This is a genomic window from Vibrio sabulosilitoris (assembly GCF_055391395.1).
In genome coordinates, this window is sequence record NZ_AP029599.1 from 488,859 (window position 1) to 510,792 (window position 21,934).

The following is a 21,934-nucleotide window of genomic DNA, read 5'->3' on the forward strand; positions in this document are numbered from 1 at the left end:
ACGCTGATCTTGGTTTAATTCTCTTTAAAACAGAGGTTTGTGTGTTTTTTTTACTTCGAGTGTGAATAAATCCTGCTCGGGTAAGAAATTATATAAACAGAGTTATCCACAGGTGGCGTGTGTGGCTGTCAAGGGAAAATAAGGATTTATTCCCCCGCGAGAGCATAGAAACCAAAACGCTCCCGTGGCATTCTAGGCAGATTCCTTTTCGCTTATCTTTGGATACTTCAAATTATGGCTCGTATTCCTGATAATCCGTTGATTCTTATCGATGGTTCTTCTTATCTCTACCGTGCATTTCATGCTTACCCTGGCACCATGAGTAATGGTGATATCCCAACCAATGCCGTTTACGGCGTGGTGAATATGCTGCGCAGCATGATGCGCCAGTTTGCCTCTGAGCGTATTGCGGTGGTATTTGATGCCAAGGGCAAGACCTTCCGTGACGAGATGTATTCGGAGTACAAGGCAAATCGACCGCCGATGCCTGATGATCTGCGTTGCCAGATTGAACCTCTGTATCAGGTGATCCGTGCGATGGGCTTGCCATTGATCTCGATTCCTGGCGTTGAGGCTGATGATGTGATCGGTACTCTTGCGTATCAGGCATCTAAGGCTGGAATGCCAGTCCTGATCAGTACCGGTGATAAAGATATGGCGCAGTTAGTCGATGATAATGTCACCCTGATCAACACCATGACCAATGTGGTATTAGATCGTGAGGGCGTGGTCGAGAAGTTCGGTATTCCACCAGAGCTTATCATCGACTACCTCGCTTTGATGGGTGATAAGGTCGATAACATCCCAGGCGTGCCAGGAGTTGGTGACAAGACTGCTACTGCCCTGCTACAGGGGATTGGTGGCTTAAGCCAGCTTTACCAGCAGCTTGATGATATCGCGCCACTTGGCTTTCGTGGCTCGAAAACCATGGCTAAAAAGCTGGTGGACAACAAAGATAATGCCATGCTCTCTTATGAGTTGGCGACGATCAAACTCGACGTTGAACTGGAAGAGACACCAGAGTCACTGGTGAAGCAGACCCCAAACAAAGACGAGCTGATCAAACTCTTCGGTCAACTGGTGTTTAAGTCTTGGCTCAATGAGTTGCTTGAAGGCGACAATGGGGTTGTGGAAGCAGATGGTTCAGCAGCGACTTCATCGGCAAGCTCATCAGCTACGAGCCAAAGCGAACTCGACACCAGTGCGGTGACTATCGATCGTAGCCAATATGAAACTATCCTAGATCAAGACAGCTTTAATCGTTGGCTTGAGAAACTCACGCAAAGTGATGTGTTTGCCTTTGATACTGAAACCGACAGTCTCGACTATATGGTGGCGAACCTGGTTGGCATGTCATTCGCCACTGAAGAGGGCGTCGCAGCCTATGTTCCGGTCGCGCACGACTATCTCGATGCCCCTGAGCAACTTGATCGTGATTGGGTGCTGGCTCAGCTCAAGCCGATTCTAGAAGATGACGCGCAGGCGAAAGTCGGGCAAAACCTGAAGTACGATGCGAGTGTGTTGGCACGCTACGGTATCGAGATGCGTGGCATCAAGCACGATACTATGCTCGCGTCTTATGTCTATAACAGCGTCGGTGGCAAGCACGATATGGATAGCTTGGCGCTGCGCTTCTTGCAGCACAGCTGCATATCGTTTGAGCAGATCGCTGGCAAAGGCAAAAACCAACTGACTTTCAACCAAATCGATCTCGAACAGGCCTCGCCATACGCAGCTGAAGATGCGGATGTCACTTTGCGCTTGCACAATCGCCTCAGTGCGAATCTTGATCAAGACGAAAAGCTCAAGACTATTTATCAAGATCTAGAGGTGCCTTTGGTGCCAGTTCTATCGCGTATGGAGCGCACAGGGGTGCTTATCGATGACATGTTACTGGGCGCACAGTCGCAGGAGATAGCGGCACGTCTGGATGAGCTAGAGCAGCAAGCCTATGAGATTGCAGAGCAAGAGTTCAATATGAACTCGCCAAAACAGCTGCAAGCGATCCTATTTGAGAAAATGGGCCTGCCTGTGGTGAAGAAGACGCCATCAGGTGCGCCATCGACCAATGAAGAGGTGCTGCAAGAGTTGGCACTGGATTACCCATTGCCAAAGCTGATCCTTGAATATCGTGGCCTGGCGAAGCTTAAATCGACCTATACCGATAAGCTGCCGAAGATGATCAACCCAGAGACAGGGCGCGTGCACACCTCGTATCACCAAGCGGTGACGGCGACAGGACGCCTTTCTTCCACCGATCCTAACCTGCAAAATATCCCAATTCGTAACCAAGAGGGGCGTCGTATCCGTCAGGCATTCGTCGCACCGCATGGCTACAAGATCCTCGCGGTCGACTACTCACAGATTGAGCTGCGTATTATGGCGCACCTGTCGGGTGACAAAGCGCTATTGGCTGCCTTTAGAGAAGGCAAGGATATCCACGCGGCGACTGCGGCAGAGATCTTGGGTGTTGATATTGAGCAGGTGAGCAGTGAGCAGCGCCGCCGCGCTAAAGCGGTTAACTTCGGCCTGATCTATGGCATGAGCGCATTTGGCTTGGCAAAGCAGCTTGGCATTCCACGTGGTGAGGCACAGTCTTATATGGATACTTACTTCGAGCGCTACCCGGGTGTGATGCAGTATATGGAAGACACGCGCAGTGCAGCTTCTGAGCAGGGCTATGTTGAGACTATCTTCGGTCGTCGTCTCCATCTACCGGAGATTAAATCGCGTAACGGTATGCGACGCAAAGCTGCAGAACGTGCAGCAATCAACGCTCCGATGCAGGGCACCGCGGCGGACATTATAAAAAAGGCCATGTTGTTGGTCGATGAGTGGATTGAGCAGCATGGAGCAGGGCGTGTGAAGCTTTTGATGCAGGTACACGATGAACTGGTACTGGAAGTCGAAGAAAGCCACCTTGTTGAAATTGAAAGTAAAGTACAGGAATTGATGGAATCTGCAGCTCAGCTTGAAGTACCTTTGGTTGCAGACTCAGATCACGGTGACAACTGGGATCAGGCCCACTAGACAAAATTCAGTTAAAGTTGATTAATAAGCATGAGCCAGCGCACAAGTGCTGGCTTTTTTTTATCGCCAACTAACTTTGTCTGGATAAGTGTGTATTGTAAGTTAATAAAACTTTAATGAAAAAAAACTACAAAAACTGTTTAAATTTCCAACCATTTGATGTACATTTATCTGCGTAGGGTACAGAGGTAAGATGTTCTATCTTTCAGACCTTTTGTTTCACGTTATTGGATTAGGCTGATTCAGCCGCCCCAGCTAGTTTTTAGCTGGGGCGTTTTTTATTGGGGTAAGAAAAAACTTATACCCTTATCTATCAATACCTTAACAGCATTGTCTCATATGGCATTTTGCCACCCCAAAGCAAATCTTGGACTTCTCTGTTCACCTTTTTAAACCACTCATTATCAATAATCTCCCGTTTTACTAAGCGGCTTTTTTCGTAATCAAATTAGCAATTCGTGCCTGAATGACAGTCACACTTTTGTTATTTTTATTAACTAATCAAGCCTAAATGTTATTGTGATCTCATTAAGTTCATGTTTTTTATTGGTTTTGTTCGTTATCAGGTCTGGCGCATCGAAGTTGATTCTTTGCCATTAATCAGGAATCCTAGAGACACAACAATAACTACGTATCGACTTCTCTCCCGTTACCCCACTGTTATCAGTGGGGTTTTTTATTTTGAATTAGAAATTCAAAAGAGGCGAGAAGCGAGAGGCGGGATCGGGCTAGCGCCCTGCGAGGGGCAAGGTTCGAGGTGCGGGTACGGGCTGTCGCCCTACGGGGAGCGAGGGGTTTTGAGCGCGTGGGTGTGCTTCGGTTTGTATTTAGAGTGGGCGAGGTGCGGGAGCGGGGTGTCGCTCTGCGGGGAGCGAGAAGTTTTGTGTGCGTGGTATGTGAGTCGTGTTACAGGTAATAATGCAATGGGCGGAGACGAAGGGGGCTCGTTGAGAAGCGAGGAGTTTAACATGTGGTCAATTCTCGCTTCTCGCAGCATGGCGGTCTCGTCTCTTGCCTCTTCCCGTTAGGGAAAATTACTCAGGTGTGTCGTCTTGCTCTGGTTCTTCTGATTCTTCTTCTGCTTGAATTAGTGCGGGAGCGAACCATTCGTCTAGTTTGTTGCGTAGGATGTCGACGCCAAGCCCTTTTAGGGATGAAAAGGCATCAACGCGTACATCACCGCCGAAGGCCATGGCAGCTTCGCGGATCTTAAGTACCTGGGCTTTGCGGGCGCCTTGCTTAAGTTTGTCAGCCTTGGTGAGCAATACTTGCACTGGGATGCCGCTGTCGACTGCCCAGTAGATGAGTTGTTGGTCTAGGTCTTTCATTGGGTGACGGATATCCATCAACACCACCAAACCTTTCAGGCATTGGCGCTTTTGCAGGTATTCACCCAGTGACTTTTGCCACTTCTTCTTCATTTCAAGCGGGACTTGAGCGAAACCATACCCAGGTAAGTCGACAATGTGGCAGCCCTCAGTCACCTTAAAAAGGTTGATTAGCTGAGTACGACCTGGCGTTTTACTGGTTTTTGCTAGGTTACGCTGGTTGGTCAGGCGGTTCAGTGAGCTTGACTTACCCGCATTAGAGCGTCCGGCAAACGCGATCTCGATACCTTCATCTTCAGGTAAATGGCGAATGTCTGGCGCACTCGTGATGAAGTGGGTGTTTTGATAATGAATTTTTACGCTCACTGTTAACTCCATCTCGACTTTTTGTAGTCGATTGATTACTTTTTTGTGAAATTGTGTAAAATAACTGTGCTAAGCACAAGATCGCAATAGTGTACCATGAGAAGCACTGCAGCGTGGTACTGGAAGCTTGATAATTATAATGGAATGTCATGAAGAAATTAGCGCTAATCGTAAGCCTTATCGCCAGTTGTTCCACATGGGCAGCCGGTAATATCGAAGCAGGTAAGGCAAAATCTCTCACGTGTGCAGCATGTCATGGAGCAGACGGCAACAGCCCCTTAGCTATTTATCCAACTCTAGCAGGTCAGCACGCAAAGTACATTGAAAAGCAGTTAAAAGAGTTCAAGCTGGGGATGTCCAGTCAGGGCAAGCAGGGTCGCTATGACCCGGTCATGAGTGGTATGGCAATGCCCCTTAGCGAAGAGGATATGGCAGATTTGGCCGCTTATTACGCTTCAGTGCCGATCGCCTATGCAACAACACCCGAAGATGTGGTTGAGCAAGGTAAAGTGCTGTATACAGCCGGTGATATGGAACGTGGCGTGACGGCATGTATTGCATGTCACGGCCCACGCGGTAATGGCACCAGCTTGTCAGGCTTTCCTAAGATCTCTGGTCAGTACCCAGAATACATCAAAGCGCAGCTAGAGATGTTCCGCGATGGCAATCGTGCTAACGATATGAATGCCATGATGCGCGATGTGGCGCGCAAGCTGACCGATGAAGACATCGATATTCTGTCTAAGTATGTTGGTGGCTTGCACTAAAACGATTAAAAAGCGCCTAGAGGGCGCTTTTTTTAGGGGGGCGGGGAGCGGGTTACACTTCGTTCCGAGGTGCGAGTAGTATGCCAGGCGTGTCGAACTCCTCGAAACTCCTAGGGCTACGCCTTCTGAGGCGCTTGAGCTCGTAGTGCTGCTCCATGAACGACAATCTTTGAAGCGAGTGCTATCTCCTCGCTCCCCGTAGCGAAGCGTCCCCGCACCTCGCCCCTCTTACCATGCCCCTTATTTTCTGTGATCCGCTTCAATCTGCTATATCGTTGAGAATTTCGGCGTGACGCCAACTTTGCCTGTAGGTTTGTGCGAGATAAGCCATAGTCGATATGGCGGTTTACGTTTTATTTTTTGTAAGTAATTGATCAACAATTAAACTAAAAATTACCCCCTAAATTAACTTGCAAAATTACCATTTTGAGCTTGTTGAGAAGTGCTACTGAGTTAAAGTGAATTCATCGGCAGGATGCTGATAAAGGAAAACTGGCTTGGAGAGCCACCAAGGATGCGAGCAGGGAGCTCGGATGATTGAGCATGGAGTGTGTGGTCGTCAGGATGATGGCTGTAACAGGGATGGTTAATTAACGTCTAAGGAAAAGACAGTGGTATGGAGCAGGCAATGGACTTGCCCAGTGACAGGACGTTATCAGGGAATATGAAAACTCATCAGGATGATGAAAAACCATAAAATTGGCAGGGAAAGCACGAAAAACAAAAGGAATATTGGGGCACATTACTAGGTGCAACAAATTTTAGCCGCTAAGGCAGTCAGAAAGCGATAGGGTGACCTATCGCTTTTTTTCTATTTCTGGTATGTTTCGCATCCTTATTTGAGGATCACGTTATGCATCTATGTCCTTTGTGTTATCACTCTGATACACAGCACTTTCATCAAGACAAGCGCCGCAGCTATATGCAGTGTCAGCGCTGTCAGCTGGTTTTTGTGCCTGAGCAACAACGACTCGATGCTGAGACAGAGAAGTCACATTACGATCTTCATGAGAATAATCCGCTAGATATGGGGTATCGTGCCTTTCTTTCACGCATGGCAGACCCCATACTCGAACGTATACAACCCGCTTCATCAGGCCTTGATTTTGGTTGTGGCCCCGGTCCAACACTACACTTGATGATGCAAGAAGCGGGGCACTCTATGTCACTGTATGATATCTATTATCACCCAAACAGTGAGGTATTGAGTACTGCCTATGACTTTATGACGGCGACTGAGGTGATTGAACACCTATACCAGCCGGGTGAAGTTTGGCAACAATGGTTGAATCTGGTTAAGCCAGGGGGCTGGATTGGTATTATGACCAAACTAGTGATCGACGCAGAGGCGTTTGCTTCGTGGCACTATAAGAATGACCCAACTCACGTGGTCTTTTTTAGTCGTGACACGTTTAAGTACTTGGCAGAGCGGGATAGGCTCGAACTTGAATTTGTTGGTAAAGATGTAATTTTACTCAGGAAGACCCAGTAATGAGTCGTGCAAAAAAAGCAAGATCTGGCGGTAACCTTGACGTTATCGTCGTTCGCAACCGTACACAGTCTGATGTTGAAGGCCGTGAGCGTAAAAGATTGAAAAAACGTAAGGGCCTAAAAACGGGCACTCGTAACTCAGAAGCAAAAGCCGAGAAGTCGATTGGCACTGGCCAAAAGCGTGACCCACGCCTTGGCAGCAAGAAGAAAATCCCACTCGTCGTGGAAGCGCCGAAGAAGCAAACCAAATCCGAGCGCAAGGTATCGGCTCAGCAAGAGTTGGCCGCGATCGAGAACGACGCACAACTGCTTGTGCTGCTTGAGCGTTTGGAGAACGGTGAAAAGCTCGGTGCGGGTCTACAGAAGTTTGTTGATCAGAAACTGGATCGTATGGAAGTGCTGATGAAGCAGCTTGGCATCTACGATCAGTTAGAAGAAGATGATTCAGAAGAAGACGAACTTGATATCGAGCCAGAGGTAGAAGAGCAAAAGCCTGTTAAGGCGGCGAAACGCTCAAGCAGCGATGATGAGCTTCTGTCTCAGTTTGAAGGTCTTGATCTGAACGATTTCAAAGGATAGGAAAGTCGCTATGAATGTAACCTTGTTAGCAACCCTTGGCAGCTTGATTATTCTTGGCTTGGCGGGTTACGCTGGTTACCTTCTGCTGCAACTTAAAAAGCAAACGGAGTTGCAACAGCACCACAAGAAATTGGCGCTTGATAAACGCAACGCCAACATTTTCGATAATGTCAGCACGCTATGCGCGGCAGGTATTGAAGGGCAGTGCGATCTGTCTGAGATCAGCATCCGCGTCTACTGCATTATGGATTATGTTCAGGGCGAACAGCGAGTTGACTTTGACGCGACCTATCCAGCCATTGCAGAGCTGTATCATGTGGTCAAAGATATGGCTCGTGGTGATGATCGCCAAGCGCTTGAAAAACGTGAGCGAATGAAGCAAAACCTGGCACGTCAAAAGGCTGAGGCCAGACTCACGCAAGATATAATCGAGGAACTTAAGCGGCTGAAACAGCAAATTGTGCCATTGAATAACCAAATCAGTATTCAAACAGTGCACTAGGGTTGTGTGATTTAGCCTACACAGTGATAAAGCGGAATTAGAATCATGTCTCATGAAGTAAAATCTCAGCAGGTCACAGACCAGCAACAGATAGTTTGGGATCAAGCGGTACTGGATAAATACAACTATTCAGGGCCTCGTTACACCTCATATCCAACGGCGTTGGAGTTTCATGAGATGTTTACCGTGTCAGATTACGATATGGCTTGTACCCAGTACCCAGATCGTCCCCTGTCGCTGTACATCCATATCCCGTTTTGTCACAAGCTGTGTTACTACTGCGGCTGTAATAAAGTCATTACTCGTCATAGCCATAAGGCTGATGAGTATCTTGATATCCTCGAGCTTGAGATCCGCACGCGCGCTTCGCTGCTGCAAGGGCGTCGTGTTACTCAACTGCACTTTGGCGGTGGCACACCGACCTTCCTTAGCGAAAGTCAGATCAGCCGTATTATGGCGATTGTGCGCAGCGAGTTTAACTTTGATGCTGGTGCGGAGATTAGTATTGAAGTCGACCCGCGTGAGATTGAACTCACCATGCTCGACCACTTGCGTGCCGAGGGCTTTAATCGCCTGAGTATCGGCGTGCAGGATTTCAATAAACAGGTTCAGCGGCTGGTGAACCGCGAGCAGGATGAGCAATTTATTATTGAGATGGTGGCGCGCGCTAAGCAGTTGGGCTTTCGCTCTACTAACCTCGATTTAATCTATGGCCTGCCAAAGCAAACTCAGGCCTCTTTTGCCGAGACGCTTGCTCAGGTGTTAGAGATGCAACCAGGGCGCCTATCGGTGTTTAACTACGCCCATATGCCACAACTGTTTGCCGCGCAGCGTAAGATTAAAGATGAAGACCTGCCTGTCGCACAAGAAAAGATGGCCATTTTACAAGACACGATTGCCACTTTGACCGGTGCTGGCTATCAGTTTATCGGCATGGATCACTTTGCTCTGCCAGACGATGAGTTGGCCGTGGCCCAGCGCGCAGGCAAGCTACACCGTAATTTCCAGGGCTACACCACTCAAGGTGAGTGTGACCTAGTTGGTTTTGGTGTGTCGGCCATCTCGATGGTGGGTGATACCTACGCGCAAAACCAGAAAGAGCTCAAAACCTATCGCGAGCAGGTCGAGATGCAGCGCCATGCGACTTGGCGTGGGGTGGTGCTCGATAGTGATGACATCATTCGTCGCGAGGTGATCAAGCAGCTTATCTGTAACTTTAAGCTCGATAAGGTAGAGATTGAGCGCACCTTCGGCGTGCGGTTCGATGCTTACTTCAAGCAAGACCTCGAGCTATTACAGACGTTTATAGATGATGAGTTGGTGGAGAATAATCCGCGCTCTATCGATGTGATGCTGCGTGGACGACTTCTGATCCGCAACATCTGTATGTGCTTTGATAAGTACTTGCGTGATAAGGCGCGCCAGCAGCAGTTTTCGCGTGTGATTTAATGTCGCAATGGGATACCAAGTGCAAGCCTCGGCTTGCACTTTTGCGTTAAGGGCTGGAACTATTTAAGGCTGAATAGATTTAGGGTTGAATATAGGTGCTTTCAGCGACCTGCCACAGCGCCTTGATTAGCGGGTTTTCCTGCTGAGCGGCTTTACACACCACCCCTAACTTAAATGGCTCAATCGGCGCGGTGCTCAATCGGGTGATCTTATCTTTCACCGGACTGTTGTTGATCACCACATCTGGGGCAATCCCCACACCACAGCCCAAGGCGACCATACTTACGATCGCCTCATGCCCCGACACTTGTGCATAGATATTGGGTTTTATCTTCATCGCCTTAAACCAAGCATTAGCCCGCTCTCGCGCCGTTCCGGCTTCAGGAAGGATAAAGGGTACCTTGGTCCAGTCTGGCGTATTGCCATTTAGGGCATCGGCAAAACTATGGATACCAGCAGGGGCAATCACTGAGAGTGGGATTTCACTGATCGTCTCAAAAGCAAGGCGGGCAGGCAGCTGATCGGGCTGAGCTGAGATCGCGATATCCGCCTCGTCGTTTAACACCTTATCAATCGCCTGCGCCGGGTCACCCGTGGAGAGTTTGAATTCAATAAATGGATGCTGGTGGCGAAACACGGATAACAGCTCTGGCAGATGGCTATAGCTGGCTGTCACTGAGCAAAATAGGCGAATTTCTCCGCGCAGCACCTGCTCGGAGTGATTGCTCATGGTGTGAAATTGCTGCCACTCAGTGACAATGCGCATCGCGGCGGGGAGCAGGTTCTTGCCTGCTGGAGTGAGCTCAACGCTGCGATTATCGCGCACCAATAGACGTTGACCGGCCTCTTGCTCAAGCTTTTGGATTTGGCGACTGAGGGCCGAAGGGCTGATGTGCATGGCCGCGGCAGTGCGGCTGAAGCTCTGGCTATCACACAAGTGGATAAACAGTTGTAGTGATTTGATATTCATACTGAAAGTCGGCAATCCTTGCGAAAAAAGCACGTTGCATAAGTTGCAACGATAAGTTGTGAATATATCACTTTAAGCAATTGAGTGCCTGCTTTAGTATGAACTCATTCAGCACACATGCTGACCGCAATCAAGATAGACGGACGAATTCACTGTAAGGAGAGGCCCTCATGGCTAACTATTTCAACACCCTAAACCTACGCCAACAATTAGACCAATTAGGTCGCTGTCGTTTTATGGACCGCGATGAGTTTGCCACTGAAGCGGACTACCTAAAAGGTAAGAAAGTCGTGATCGTCGGCTGTGGTGCTCAGGGTCTGAACCAAGGCCTCAACATGCGTGATTCGGGCCTAGATGTTTCTTACGCACTACGTCAGGCAGCTATCGATGAGCAGCGTCAATCTTACAAGAATGCTAAAGAGAACGGCTTTGAGGTGGGTGCTTACGAAACCCTGATCCCTCAAGCGGACCTAGTGGTAAACCTAACGCCAGACAAACAGCACACCAACGTTGTTGAGACAGTCATGCCACTAATGAAGCAGGGCGCAGCGCTAGGTTACTCACACGGCTTCAACATCGTTGAAGAGGGCATGCAAATTCGTTCTGACCTAACCGTTGTCATGGTGGCGCCTAAGTGTCCTGGTACGGAAGTTCGTGAAGAGTACAAGCGTGGCTTCGGCGTTCCAACACTTATCGCGGTTCACCCAGAAAACGACCCACAAGGTGAAGGCTGGGATATCGCTAAAGCGTGGGCTGCAGCAACGGGTGGCCATCGCGCGGGCTGTCTAGAGTCTTCATTTGTTGCTGAGGTGAAATCTGACCTAATGGGTGAGCAGACCATCCTATGTGGCATGCTGCAAGCGGGCTCTATCGTGTGCTACGAGAAGATGATTGCTGACGGTGTTGATCCAAGCTACGCAGGTAAACTACTGCAGTTCGGTTGGGAAACTATCACAGAAGCACTTAAGTTTGGTGGTATCACGCATATGATGGACCGTCTATCAAACCCAGCAAAAATCCGTGCGTTCGAGCTTTCAGAAGAGCTAAAAGACCTAATGCGTCCACTGTACAACAAGCACATGGATGACATCATCGAGGGCGAATTCTCTCGCACTATGATGGCGGACTGGGCAAACGACGACAAAAACCTTTTAGGCTGGCGTGAAGAGACAGCAGAGACGGCGTTTGAAAACTACCCAGCGAGCGATATCGAGATCGCTGAGCAAGAGTACTTCGATAACGGTATTTTGATGGTTGCAATGGTTCGCGCCGGTGTTGAGCTAGCGTTTGAAGCCATGACTGCATCAGGCATCATTGATGAGTCAGCGTACTACGAGTCACTACACGAGCTACCACTGATCGCCAACACTGTTGCACGTAAGCGTCTATACGAAATGAACGTGGTTATCTCAGACACCGCTGAGTACGGTAACTACCTATTCGCTAACGTAGCAACACCACTACTACGCGAGAAGTTCATGCCTTCAGTAGCAACAGATGTGATTGGTAAAGGCCTAGGTGAGAGCTCAAACCAGGTAGACAACCAACGCCTAATCGAAGTCAACGAAGCCATCCGTAACCACCCAGTCGAGTACATCGGCGAAGAGCTACGCGGCTACATGACAGACATGAAGCACATCGCGGTTGGCGGTTAACTCTTTCTGTTAAATTGAGCTTATTTTAGTGCTGAAGCCATCGACGTTTGTCGGTGGCTTCTTCGCTTTAGGGGCGGGGAGCGGGGACGGGCTTTGCCCTACGAGGTGCGAGGGGGTCGGAGCGCGTGGTGCTGCTCTGTGGTCGGCTACCCTGAAGCGAGTGCTCTCTCCTCGAACCCCGAAGCGAAGCGTACCCGGACCTCGCACCTAAAGGCGGGGAGCGGGTACGGGCTTTGCCCTACGAGGTGCAAGGGGTTCGGAGCGCGTGGTAATGCTCTGTGATCGGTTACCCTAAAACAAGTGATCTGTCCTCGCTCCCCGAAGTGAAGCGTACTCGCGCCTCGTCCCTAAAATCGCTCGTGGTGGTGTTTTGAGATCGACAATCTCGAAGCGAGTGCTATCTCCTCGCTCCCCGTAGCGAAGCGTCCCCGAACCTCGCCCCTTAGCGAATTCTATTCGCGTGAGATTTTTTGTTCTAATTCCGCCAGCTTCTGCTCCATTTCCGTGAGTTTTTGGCGGGTGCGGAGTAGGACTTGGGTTTGGACGTCGAACTCTTCGCGGCTGACGACGTCGAGTTTGTTGAGTTGGCCTTGGATGACTTGGCGAACTTTTTGGTCTACGTCAGCGCCGAGATCCTTGACGGGCTGGGGCATAGAGTCATGAATTTGCTTTGCGACTTGTTCTAGTTTTTTTGGATCAAACATGGTGAATATAACTCCTGTCAATTTGTCCTCATTCTATGTAATCAGTACGAAATTGTCGCCTTTTTGGTATGAAAAAAGGCCACCGAGGTGGCCTTTTGTTGCGTGGTGCGGGTTTTAGCGGTTTTCAGCCAGTTGGCGATGTGCGGCGTGGCACTCATCGACGCGGGCGAGCTTATCGAGGTCTTTATCCTCGACAAACACCGGTAGGGGCTTGTGTCTCTCGGCCAGATAGCTGTAGATCACTGGCAGGACAAACAGCGTGAACAGGGTACCGATGGCAAGGCCGGCAACGATCACCACCCCAATGCTAAAGCGCTGCGCAGCGCCTGCGCCGGTGGCGTACATCAAGGGGATCAGGCCTGAAATCATTGCCGCGGTGGTCATCAGAATCGGTCTGAGACGCACTCTGGCCGCTTCCATCACGGCCTCCGTTTTAGACAGTTTGTTGTGCAGCTGCTCTTCCTTGGCTACTTCACAGATCAAGATACCGTGTTTGGTGATAAGACCTACCAAGGTGATCAGACCGACTTGAGAATAGATGTTCATCGATGCCGCTCCCCAGGCGAGGGCAATCAAAGCACCACTGATGGCGAGTGGTACAGAGACCATAATCACCAGTGGGTCTCTCACGGATTCGAACTGAATCGCAAGTACTAGGAAGATGATTGCTAACGCCAATCCAAAGGTGGCGTACAGGGCACTGCCTTCACTCACGTACTGACGCGCTTCGCCCATGTAGTCGTGATTATAACCAGTAGGAAGCTTGGTTTGCGCAATTTGCTCAAACCAGTTAATTGCTTCACCCATTGCGACACTAGGCGCATTGACAGCACCGATAGTCGCTGAGTTTAGCTGGTTAAAGTGCGGCAGTGAGCGTGGCTCAGCCACCACATCAATACTGATCAAGCTACCGAGTGGAACCGCATTGCCATTGGCAGCGCGCACATAGTACTGATTCATCGACTCAGGGTTTAAACGCCATTTACGCTCAACTTGTGGGATCACCTCGTATGAGCGGCCATCCAAGTCAATTCGGTTGACGTAACCGTCGGCCATCATAGTGCTTAGAGTGATACCAATATCCTGCATCGACACGCCATAAGCACCAGCCTTATCCTTGTCTATATGGATCTTCATTGTCGCAGAGTCATAATTCAGGTCGAGGTCGCTGTAGACAAACATCGGGCTAGTGGTGACCTCAGCGAGGATATCACTAGCGATGGTAAATAGGCTCTCAAAGCTATTTGGGGTCGTGATAACAAACTGGATCGGCAGGCCAGATCCAGCGCCTGGAAGCTCAGGCATTTGGAAGGCGGTAACCGCCATTCCTGGGACATTGGCAACCAGCGCACTTACTCGGTTGGCCACCTCTGATTGGCTAGCTTCACGCTCACTCCATGGCACCATCGACGCGATACCGAAGGCCTGGTTCGAATTCGGCACACCAGTGAACACCTGAGCAAATGAGACCTCAGGTTGGTCTGAGAGTATCTCATTGACGTCATTCATGGTGTTTTGCATAAAGTCGAGGTTAGCGTTAGACGGGGCGGTACCCATTAACACCACCACGCCTTTGTCCTCTGAGGGCGCAAGTTCACTTGGGATGTAGCTGAACAGCGCCGGAAGAGTAGCAAACACAATAAGTGCAAAGGCAATCACAACCGGGCGTCGCAGCATAACGGCAGTGAGCATTTTTGTGTAGCGCTCGGTCATGCGCTCTAGAAAACGATGCACAATTTGCTCAAATTTGCTTGGCTTTTCATTGGCCTTAAGCATCTTTGAGCACATCATTGGTGAGAGCGTTAGAGCAACTATGCCTGAGACAAACACGGCCCCTGCAAGCGTTAAGGCAAATTCTTTAAACAGCGAGCCGGTGATCCCACCCATTAGTGCGATAGGGGCATACACTGCCCCGAGGGTCAGGGTCATAGCGATAACGGGGACGGCAATCTCACGTGTACCAATAATCGCGGCGCGAAACGGCGATTCACCCAGCTTGATATGTCGGTCGACGTTCTCCAGCACAACGATGGCGTCATCCACCACTAGGCCAATCGCCAGTACCATTGCCAGTAGGGTCATCAGGTTCCAGGAGAACCCCATCGCCTGCATCGCGACCGCAACCCCAATCAGGGAAAGTGGGATAGTGACGACTGGGATCACCACGGCGCGGAATGAACCAAGGAATAGGGTGATCACCACCAAAACAATTAGGGCAGCCTCGAGGATGGTCTTAATAACCTCATTGATTGACTCATTGATGGCAATCGTTGAGTCATACATCACATTCATATGGATGTTGCTTGGCAGGTTGCGCTCCAGTTGAGGCAAAAGTTGCATAATGTCTGCCGCGATATTGATTGGGTTAGCACTTGGTGCAGCATTAATCGCGGCCACAACCGCCTCTTGGCCGTTGGCGCTAGCGCGATAGATATCGTGACTTTTCTCTAGCGATACCTTAGCAATATCGGCTAGGCGAATGATATTGCCGTTGTCAGACCCAACCACGAGATTTTCGAGTTCTTGGACATTGGAAACTTGAGTGTCGGCGCTGCCGTTATATAGCACAAACTCACCGGTAGCTTGCCCTGTTGCAGATTGGTAGTTATTCGCATTGAGTACGCTCATCACATCAAGCGCAGTTAGGTTTAACGCTGCCATCTTGCTAGGATCTAGCCAAACTCTCAGGGCATATTTCATCCCGCCATACAGGTCAACCTTAGACACGCCATTGACCGTGAACAGCTGCGGGTTGATGACTCGCTCTAGATAGTCGGTTATCTGACTCGATGCTAACTCATCACTGGTAAAGCCAACATACATTACCGCTGTTGTTGAACCGGTGGACATGGTCACCGTTGGGTCTTCAGACTCACCTGGTAGTTGCGAACGCACGGAGTTGGTCTTAGCTAAGATATCCGAAAGTGCAGCGTTCGGATCGGTATTAAGCTTCATGTTCACCGTAATGGTTGAACGGCCTAATACAGAGGAAGAGGTCATAAAGTCAATGTTATCCGCTTGAGCGATTGCCTGCTCAAGGGGCTGGGTGATAAAGCCTTGAATCAGGTCAGCAGACGCACCATAGTAGCTAGTGGTTACCGTCACAACCGTGTTGGTCATATCCGGGTATTCACGAACCTGCATTTTGAACATGGCTTGTAGACCAAGTAGCGCAATCAGGAAACTGATCGAGACCGCGAGGACAGGGCGCTTAATAAATATATCGGTAAATCGCATGTCTACCTCACTTACAGCATTGGGGTCTTAGCAGGAGGGGTGATGGCATTGCTCTCAACCACACGCACCTTAGCACCATTACTCAAGCGAACTTGACCAGAGGTCACGACACGATCGCCAGGTTTGACCCCGTCGAGGATATGCGCGATGTCCGCCATACGTTCACCAACTTTCACCACATGTTGCTGTACTCGCAGCTCATCGTTCTCTTCATTGACGATATACACATTGTCACCATACAGAGTGAAGGTGATGGCAGTTTGCGGTAGGGTAACCTGGTTCTCTAGCTTAGGTAGCAGGATGTTGGCGCGGGCAAACATCCCAGAACGAAGTTGACCCTCACTGTTGGGGATATCTGCCTGAATCTGGATCAGGCCGCTTTGCACATTGACTGCCGGCTCGATGGCGGAGATAGAGCCAGAGAAGGTTTTATCTGGGTAAGCATCGACAAAAATATCCACACTTTGCCCTAGGTGAATACGAGAGATGTCCGTTTGCGGCACGGTAAAACGTAGGCGCATTACGCTAATATCCTCAAGGCGCACAATATCGCTGCCGGTTTGTAAGTACTGACCCAGGTAGACTTGACGAATCCCCATCACACCGCTGAAGGGAGCTCGAATCTCACGGCGCTCAATCGATGCTTTTAGGCTCTCAATATCCGCTTGCAGTGAGAAGAAACTCGCCTCAGCTTCATCAAAGGCTTCTTTAGAGACGGAGCCTTTCTTGAACAGACCTTGATAGCGCTCATATTTGGCCTTAGCCGCTGGCAAGCGCGCCTGAACACTCTTTAGGTTGGCTTGCTCCACTTGAGAGTCAAGACGCACAAGAGGCTGGTTCTCTATGACTTGAGTACCTGATTCAAATAGTATTTGTTGGATAACCCCACTGGTTTCATTCGCGACAGTGACCCCTTGATTAGGCTCAATAAAGCCTATCGCATCGATCACCGGCACCCAGTCCACGGCATCGACATCCGCCACAGTGACAGGGAACTCAGGTTCCGGTCGATTGGCCATAAACTCGGCGATTTTTTGCTGCTTGAATTCGTTAAAGCCGATCACGCTGCCAAATATTGCAGTTACCAGCAGTAGCATCAGCACAGTCCATTTTTTCATCTTGCTATTAACTCCAGATTAATGAAGGGTTATGGCGTCCCAACTGGCCTCAAACGCAGCGTCGATATCGTCGGCAGACAAGTTGTACAATCCTAGGGCGGCTTTGCGCGAGATTGTCGCGCTGGCCTCAAAGCTCAGTCCGGCAAGGATCTCATTGGCAAGGGGTTTTAGTAGCCCTTGCTGCTTGCCGTCCTCAAAGATTTTGTTAATGCCAGCAAAGAGCTGTAGCTCATTTTGGCGCTGACGGTATTGGTCAGTACAAGGTAAGGATTCGTACTGGAGGCGGATGCTATAGAAGCTGTTATTAGAAGCGGCAAGGCGCCAGATGTTGTGCCACACCAAGTGGTAGCGGGTTTTAACATCACGCTGATTATCCAATCCCTTTTGCACTTCATCCGCGACTAAGCGCATGGCATTAAGGCGGACTTCATCCAAGAGATTGTTTTTGTCACTAAAGTAGCGATAGATGGTTCCGGCAGCGACATCGGCTCGCTGGGCGAGCAGGCTCATTGATAATCCTTGAAAGCCAACTTCGGCAATCAAGTCCTCTGCAGCTTTAAGGATCCGTTGACGTTTGTCACTATCGGGCATTGATTCAATCCATGAATGAACGTTCATTCACTAATTTGTGTGATCGTTAACCAGAAATCAATCAAAAGCTTATAATAAATGTTATCTAAACTTTTCATGTTTAGATAACAAAGGAATAACGGATGTAAGAGGGTGTAACTGAAAGGCGTGATGCTGTTGCACTTAAAACGTCGCTGGTATAGCAGCGAGAAATCGAGTTATATCGGGATTGCATCTCGCATCCTTACTAAGGTTAGGTATAGAATGGCGAGCGTAAAAGGCACCTAGCTTTATATAGAGAGTACCCCATGAAATTGAATCCACGCCAAGATGAAGCGGTGAAGTATGTCTCCGGTCCTTGTCTCGTTCTTGCGGGCGCGGGCTCGGGTAAAACCCGCGTTATCACCAACAAGATTGCTTATCTGGTTCAGCAGTGCGGCTATAAGGCGCGTAATATCGCCGCCGTGACCTTTACCAATAAGGCGGCGCGTGAGATGAAAGAGCGAGTGGGGCAGACGCTAGGTAAAGCCGAGTCCAAAGGCCTGATGGTGTCCACCTTTCATACCTTGGGTCTTAACCTAATAAAGCGTGAGTACAAACACTTGGGCCTTAAAGCTAGCTTTTCGCTGTTTGATGACCAAGACCAGCTTGCGCTACTCAAAGAGCTGACTGAAAAGCAGATCGATGGCGATAAGGACTTGCTGCGTCAGTTAATGAGTACCATCTCAAACTGGAAAAACGACATGCTGACACCGCAGCAGGCGATGGCGCAGGCTAAGGGAGAGCAGCAACAGATGTTTGCGTTTTGCTTTGACCTTTATGATAAGCAGATGAAGGCCTACAACGCGCTGGATTTTGATGACCTTATCTCGTTACCCGTGTTGCTACTCAGAACCAACCAAGAGGTGCGCGAGCGCTGGCAGAGCCGCATTCGCTACCTGTTGGTGGATGAATACCAAGACACCAACACCAGCCAATACGAGCTGGTTAAGTTGCTGGTTGGCGAGCGTGGTCGCCTTACTGTGGTAGGGGATGATGATCAGTCGATCTACTCTTGGCGGGGTGCTAAACCACAAAACTTGGTGCTGCTTGGCGAAGACTATCCCAACCTGCGCCTTATCAAGCTCGAGCAAAACTACCGCTCGACCAGCCGAATCCTGCGTGCAGCCAACATCCTGATTGCCAACAACCCGCACGTGTATGAGAAGTCGCTGTTCTCGCAGATCCCCGATGGTGAGAAGCTCAAAGTGCTGAATGCGAAGGATGAGGAGCACGAGGCGGAGCGCATTACCGGTGAGATTATCGCGCACAAGTTCCTTAATCGTACCGACTATCGTGATTACTCCGTGTTGTATCGTGGTAATCACCAGTCGCGCCTGATAGAAAAGTCGCTGATGCAAAACCGCGTGCCGTATAAAATCTCTGGCGGTACTTCATTTTTCGCTCGCGCGGAAATCAAAGACATCATGGCTTATCTGCGCGTGCTAGTGAACCCAGATGATGACAATGCATTCTTGCGTATCGTCAACACGCCTCGCCGTGAGATTGGCCCGGTGACGCTAGAAAAGCTTGGCACTTACGCCAACATGCGTGGTAAGAGCTTGTTTGAGTGCAGCTTCGAGCTTGGGCTTGAGCAGCATCTTAGTGGTCGCGGGTTGGAAAACCTGCGCCGCTTTACTCAGTGGCTGGTGGCGATCGCCGACCAAGCCGAGCGCGGTGATACGGTTGAAGCGGTGCGCTCACTGGTGCGTGATATCAACTATGAGGACTGGCTGTACGAGACCTCAAGCAGCCCTAAAGCGGCTGAGATGAGAATGAAGAACGTTTCAGACCTATATTCATGGATTGTGGCGGACCTAGAGGGCGATAACTATGACCAAGAGGAGAAGAACCTTAAGGAAGTGGTTCAGCGCCTGACGCTGCGCGATATGATGGAGCGCGGTGAAGAGGAAGATGACAGCGATGCGGTGCAACTAATGACGCTGCACGCCTCTAAAGGCCTAGAGTTTCCATATGTCTATCTGATGGGAACCGAAGAAGGCATCTTGCCGCATCAAACCAGTATTGATGAGGACAATGTTGAAGAGGAGCGCCGACTGATGTACGTGGGCATTACCCGTGCCCAGCGTGAGTTGACCTTTACTATGTGTAAAGAACGCCGCCAGTATGGTGAGCTGATCAAGCCAACCCAAAGCCGCTTCCTAGATGAGTTGCCGTTTGACGATGTCGAGTGGGAGACAGTCAAAAAGCCGGTAACGCAGGAAGAACGTATGGCAAAAGGGCAGGCTCACATTGCCAACCTGAAGGCTATGTTTAATAAAAAATAACTGGCTGGGCGAGGATAAAGGAGATGGCCTTTATCCTCTCTGTCAGATTAGATACCCTCGATCATGTGTTCAATCGCCGCGATGATCTCATCATCAGAACAGTCCATACACGCGCCTTTGGCCGGCATTGCATTAAAGCCGTTGATGGCATGATCCGCGAGCACATCCATCCCCTGAGCAATACGTGGAGACCAATCCGCTGCGTCCCCGGTCTTAGGTGCGCCACTTACCCCCACACCATGACAAGCTGTACAGAACATAGTATAGACAGACGCGCCGTCGCGAGGCCCAGCTGCGACTTCCACTACCGGCTCACTACCTGCCACATAAACATTACCCACGGGTTTGATGCGCTCCGCTATGGCATCGTAGTCAGCTTGGCTAACCTTGGCAGCAAGCGCACCGGTTGAGAAGGCGAGGGCGGCAAATACAGCAATGATCATTCTATGAGGCATTTTTCTATGATGATGCATGGTTGGTTACTCACTTTACGTTTCCAGGTAGACCCAATAGCCCACCTTATTATTGTATTTAGCTGCTTCCTTGCATGACTTGAGTGGAAAGCGCGCATACAGCTGTTAAATGATTGTAAATACCCGGTAATTATATCCCGTTAGTTTGTTGCAATAAACCGATCGAAACCGAGATGTCACTATTTTTTACGACCAAAATAGGCACCTGTCACACTTTGATTGATGAAAAAGGCATCAAACGCAAAAAAAACTACAAAAAACACTAGACGACCTAGGGTGATATCCGTATTATTCCACTCCGCCGATAGGGCATGCGCCCGTAGCTCAGCTGGATAGAGCGTTGGCCTCCGGAGCCAAAGGTCGAAGGTTCGAATCCTTTCGGGCGTGCCATTGCCTCAAAGGAACATATCGGTAGAAAAAATTATGGTGGCTATAGCTCAGTTGGTAGAGCCCTGGATTGTGATTCCGGTGGTCGCGAGTTCGAATCTCGTTAGCCACCCCATTCTTTTTTCGCAATATTGTGGTAGCATCTGCTCCCTGTCTTGATTGACCAAGACGAAATACAAGTCGGTGAATAGCGCAGTTTGGTAGCGCATCTGGTTTGGGACCAGAGGGTCGGGGGTTCGAATCCCTCTTCACCGACCACTACATAATGTTTATGGCTATACTGATTAGGTTAGCGGTAGACAAACAAATTGATGGTGGCTATAGCTCAGTTGGTAGAGCCCTGGATTGTGATTCCGGTGGTCGCGAGTTCGAATCTCGTTAGCCACCCCATTTATTTGTGGTAGCATCTGCTCCCTGTCTTGATTGACTCAAGGCGAAATACAAGTCGGTGAATAGCGCAGTTTGGTAGCGCATCTGGTTTGGGACCAGAGGGTCGGGGGTTCGAATCCCTCTTCACCGACCACTTTTCGAAACCCCGCACAATCGTGCGGGGTTTTTTCGTTTCGGATATATGAAAAGTCGTTAGACCTATTGAAGAAAGGAAAGCACGTGCGGGTCGGGGGCTGGAAGCCCAGTCGCATCGAATCCCTCTTCACCGACCACTTTCAAGAAACCCCGCACATTAGTGCGGGGTTTTTTCATTCCTGAGGCCAGATAATTCTAGTAAACGTGATAAGTATTGCGTATGCGGGGTTTAGAGGCGAGAGTCGAGATCGTTTCACTGCGAGTACGCTGCGCTCGAGGTGGAGTTACACTTGACAGCGGTGGTCAGGTTGAAAAAATTTCTCGCTTCTTTAAACAGAATGATCAACTGTTATTTCACTTTCTGACTGATAAGAAACACTTTAGCACTTAAGTTTTTACCTTTTAAGATCAGCTAACCGCCTATCCAATTGTCCTCTTAACGACTTTTTACACCTA

At 49.6% G+C, this 21,934-nt stretch carries 16 protein-coding genes and 5 tRNA genes; 14 read left to right on the plus strand and 7 right to left on the minus strand.

The window, feature by feature from the left end:
• Positions 1-234: 234 nt before the first annotated feature.
• Positions 235-3,030, plus strand: coding sequence for a DNA polymerase I (polA, locus tag ACZ5R2_RS02455; RefSeq protein WP_464900889.1), 2,796 nt, complete (start codon positions 235-237; stop codon positions 3,028-3,030).
• 193 nt (positions 3,031-3,223) lie between these two features.
• Positions 3,224-3,271, plus strand: coding sequence for a small protein SpfP (spfP, locus tag ACZ5R2_RS02460; protein ID WP_438356636.1), 48 nt, complete (start codon positions 3,224-3,226; stop codon positions 3,269-3,271).
• A 793-nt stretch (positions 3,272-4,064) separates the two neighbouring features.
• Here spfP and yihA read toward each other — a convergent pair.
• On the minus strand, positions 4,065-4,724 hold the full coding sequence (yihA, locus tag ACZ5R2_RS02465) for a ribosome biogenesis GTP-binding protein YihA/YsxC (RefSeq protein WP_464900890.1): 660 nt from the start codon (positions 4,722-4,724) through the stop codon (positions 4,065-4,067).
• A gap of 149 nt (positions 4,725-4,873) precedes the next feature.
• Here yihA and ACZ5R2_RS02470 point away from each other — a divergent pair, with 149 nt between their 5' ends.
• From ACZ5R2_RS02470 to hemN, 5 genes are all read left to right on the plus strand, one after another.
• Complete coding sequence (locus ACZ5R2_RS02470) at positions 4,874-5,491, plus strand: c-type cytochrome (RefSeq protein ID WP_464900891.1); 618 nt, start codon at positions 4,874-4,876, stop codon at positions 5,489-5,491.
• Positions 5,492-6,344: 853 nt separating this feature from the next.
• Positions 6,345-6,983, plus strand: a complete 639-nt coding sequence (locus ACZ5R2_RS02475; protein ID WP_464900892.1) for a class I SAM-dependent methyltransferase — start codon at positions 6,345-6,347, stop codon at positions 6,981-6,983.
• Positions 6,983-7,561: a Der GTPase-activating protein YihI gene (gene yihI, locus ACZ5R2_RS02480; protein WP_464900893.1), complete on the plus strand. Its 579-nt coding sequence runs from the start codon at positions 6,983-6,985 to the stop codon at positions 7,559-7,561. Before ACZ5R2_RS02475 ends, yihI begins: the two co-directional genes overlap by 1 nt.
• Before the next feature lie 10 nt (positions 7,562-7,571).
• Positions 7,572-8,063, plus strand: coding sequence for a DUF2489 domain-containing protein (locus ACZ5R2_RS02485; RefSeq protein ID WP_464900894.1), 492 nt, complete (start codon positions 7,572-7,574; stop codon positions 8,061-8,063).
• 45 nt (positions 8,064-8,108) lie between these two features.
• Complete coding sequence (gene hemN / locus ACZ5R2_RS02490; protein ID WP_464900895.1) at positions 8,109-9,512, plus strand: oxygen-independent coproporphyrinogen III oxidase; 1,404 nt, start codon at positions 8,109-8,111, stop codon at positions 9,510-9,512.
• A 79-nt stretch (positions 9,513-9,591) separates the two neighbouring features.
• Here the strand turns inward: hemN and ilvY are convergent, their stop codons facing one another.
• Positions 9,592-10,482 (minus strand): HTH-type transcriptional activator IlvY, encoded by an 891-nt coding sequence (gene ilvY, locus ACZ5R2_RS02495; RefSeq protein ID WP_464900896.1) that lies wholly within the window; start codon positions 10,480-10,482, stop codon positions 9,592-9,594.
• Between the two features lie 170 nt (positions 10,483-10,652).
• Here ilvY and ilvC point away from each other — a divergent pair, with 170 nt between their 5' ends.
• The gene (gene ilvC, locus ACZ5R2_RS02500) at positions 10,653-12,137 is read left to right on the plus strand and encodes a ketol-acid reductoisomerase (protein WP_438475371.1); all 1,485 of its coding nucleotides are present in this window, start codon (positions 10,653-10,655) and stop codon (positions 12,135-12,137) included.
• 452 nt (positions 12,138-12,589) lie between these two features.
• Here ilvC and ubiK read toward each other — a convergent pair whose 3' ends face one another.
• The 4 genes from ubiK to ACZ5R2_RS02520 form a co-directional block, all read right to left on the minus strand.
• Positions 12,590-12,841 (minus strand): ubiquinone biosynthesis accessory factor UbiK, encoded by a 252-nt coding sequence (gene ubiK, locus ACZ5R2_RS02505; RefSeq protein ID WP_438459708.1) that lies wholly within the window; start codon positions 12,839-12,841, stop codon positions 12,590-12,592.
• A 114-nt stretch (positions 12,842-12,955) separates the two neighbouring features.
• Entirely contained in the window at positions 12,956-16,078 is a 3,123-nt protein-coding gene (locus ACZ5R2_RS02510) for a multidrug efflux RND transporter permease subunit (protein WP_464900897.1), read from the minus strand.
• Positions 16,079-16,089: 11 nt separating this feature from the next.
• Positions 16,090-17,196: an efflux RND transporter periplasmic adaptor subunit gene (locus tag ACZ5R2_RS02515; protein ID WP_464900898.1), complete on the minus strand. Its 1,107-nt coding sequence runs from the start codon at positions 17,194-17,196 to the stop codon at positions 16,090-16,092.
• 18 nt (positions 17,197-17,214) lie between these two features.
• The gene (locus ACZ5R2_RS02520; protein WP_464902287.1) at positions 17,215-17,796 is read right to left on the minus strand and encodes a TetR/AcrR family transcriptional regulator; all 582 of its coding nucleotides are present in this window, start codon (positions 17,794-17,796) and stop codon (positions 17,215-17,217) included.
• Between the two features lie 278 nt (positions 17,797-18,074).
• Between ACZ5R2_RS02520 and rep the strand changes: the two genes are divergently transcribed.
• Positions 18,075-20,093, plus strand: a complete 2,019-nt coding sequence (gene rep / locus ACZ5R2_RS02525; RefSeq protein ID WP_464900899.1) for a DNA helicase Rep — start codon at positions 18,075-18,077, stop codon at positions 20,091-20,093.
• A gap of 47 nt (positions 20,094-20,140) precedes the next feature.
• On the opposite strand, the gene ACZ5R2_RS02530 is transcribed toward rep, so the two are convergent.
• Positions 20,141-20,548 carry a c-type cytochrome gene (locus ACZ5R2_RS02530; protein ID WP_464919436.1) on the minus strand — a complete coding sequence of 136 codons (408 nt, stop codon included), beginning with the start codon at positions 20,546-20,548 and terminating at the stop codon, positions 20,141-20,143.
• A gap of 331 nt (positions 20,549-20,879) precedes the next feature.
• Here ACZ5R2_RS02530 and ACZ5R2_RS02535 point away from each other — a divergent pair.
• From ACZ5R2_RS02535 to ACZ5R2_RS02555, 5 genes are all read left to right on the plus strand, one after another.
• Positions 20,880-20,956 (plus strand) — tRNA-Arg (locus ACZ5R2_RS02535).
• A gap of 36 nt (positions 20,957-20,992) precedes the next feature.
• A tRNA-His gene (locus ACZ5R2_RS02540) sits at positions 20,993-21,068 on the plus strand.
• Between the two features lie 66 nt (positions 21,069-21,134).
• A tRNA-Pro gene (locus ACZ5R2_RS02545) sits at positions 21,135-21,211 on the plus strand.
• 56 nt (positions 21,212-21,267) lie between these two features.
• Positions 21,268-21,343, plus strand: a tRNA-His gene (locus ACZ5R2_RS02550).
• A 56-nt stretch (positions 21,344-21,399) separates the two neighbouring features.
• Positions 21,400-21,476, plus strand: a tRNA-Pro gene (locus ACZ5R2_RS02555).
• Positions 21,477-21,934 lie beyond the last annotated feature (458 nt).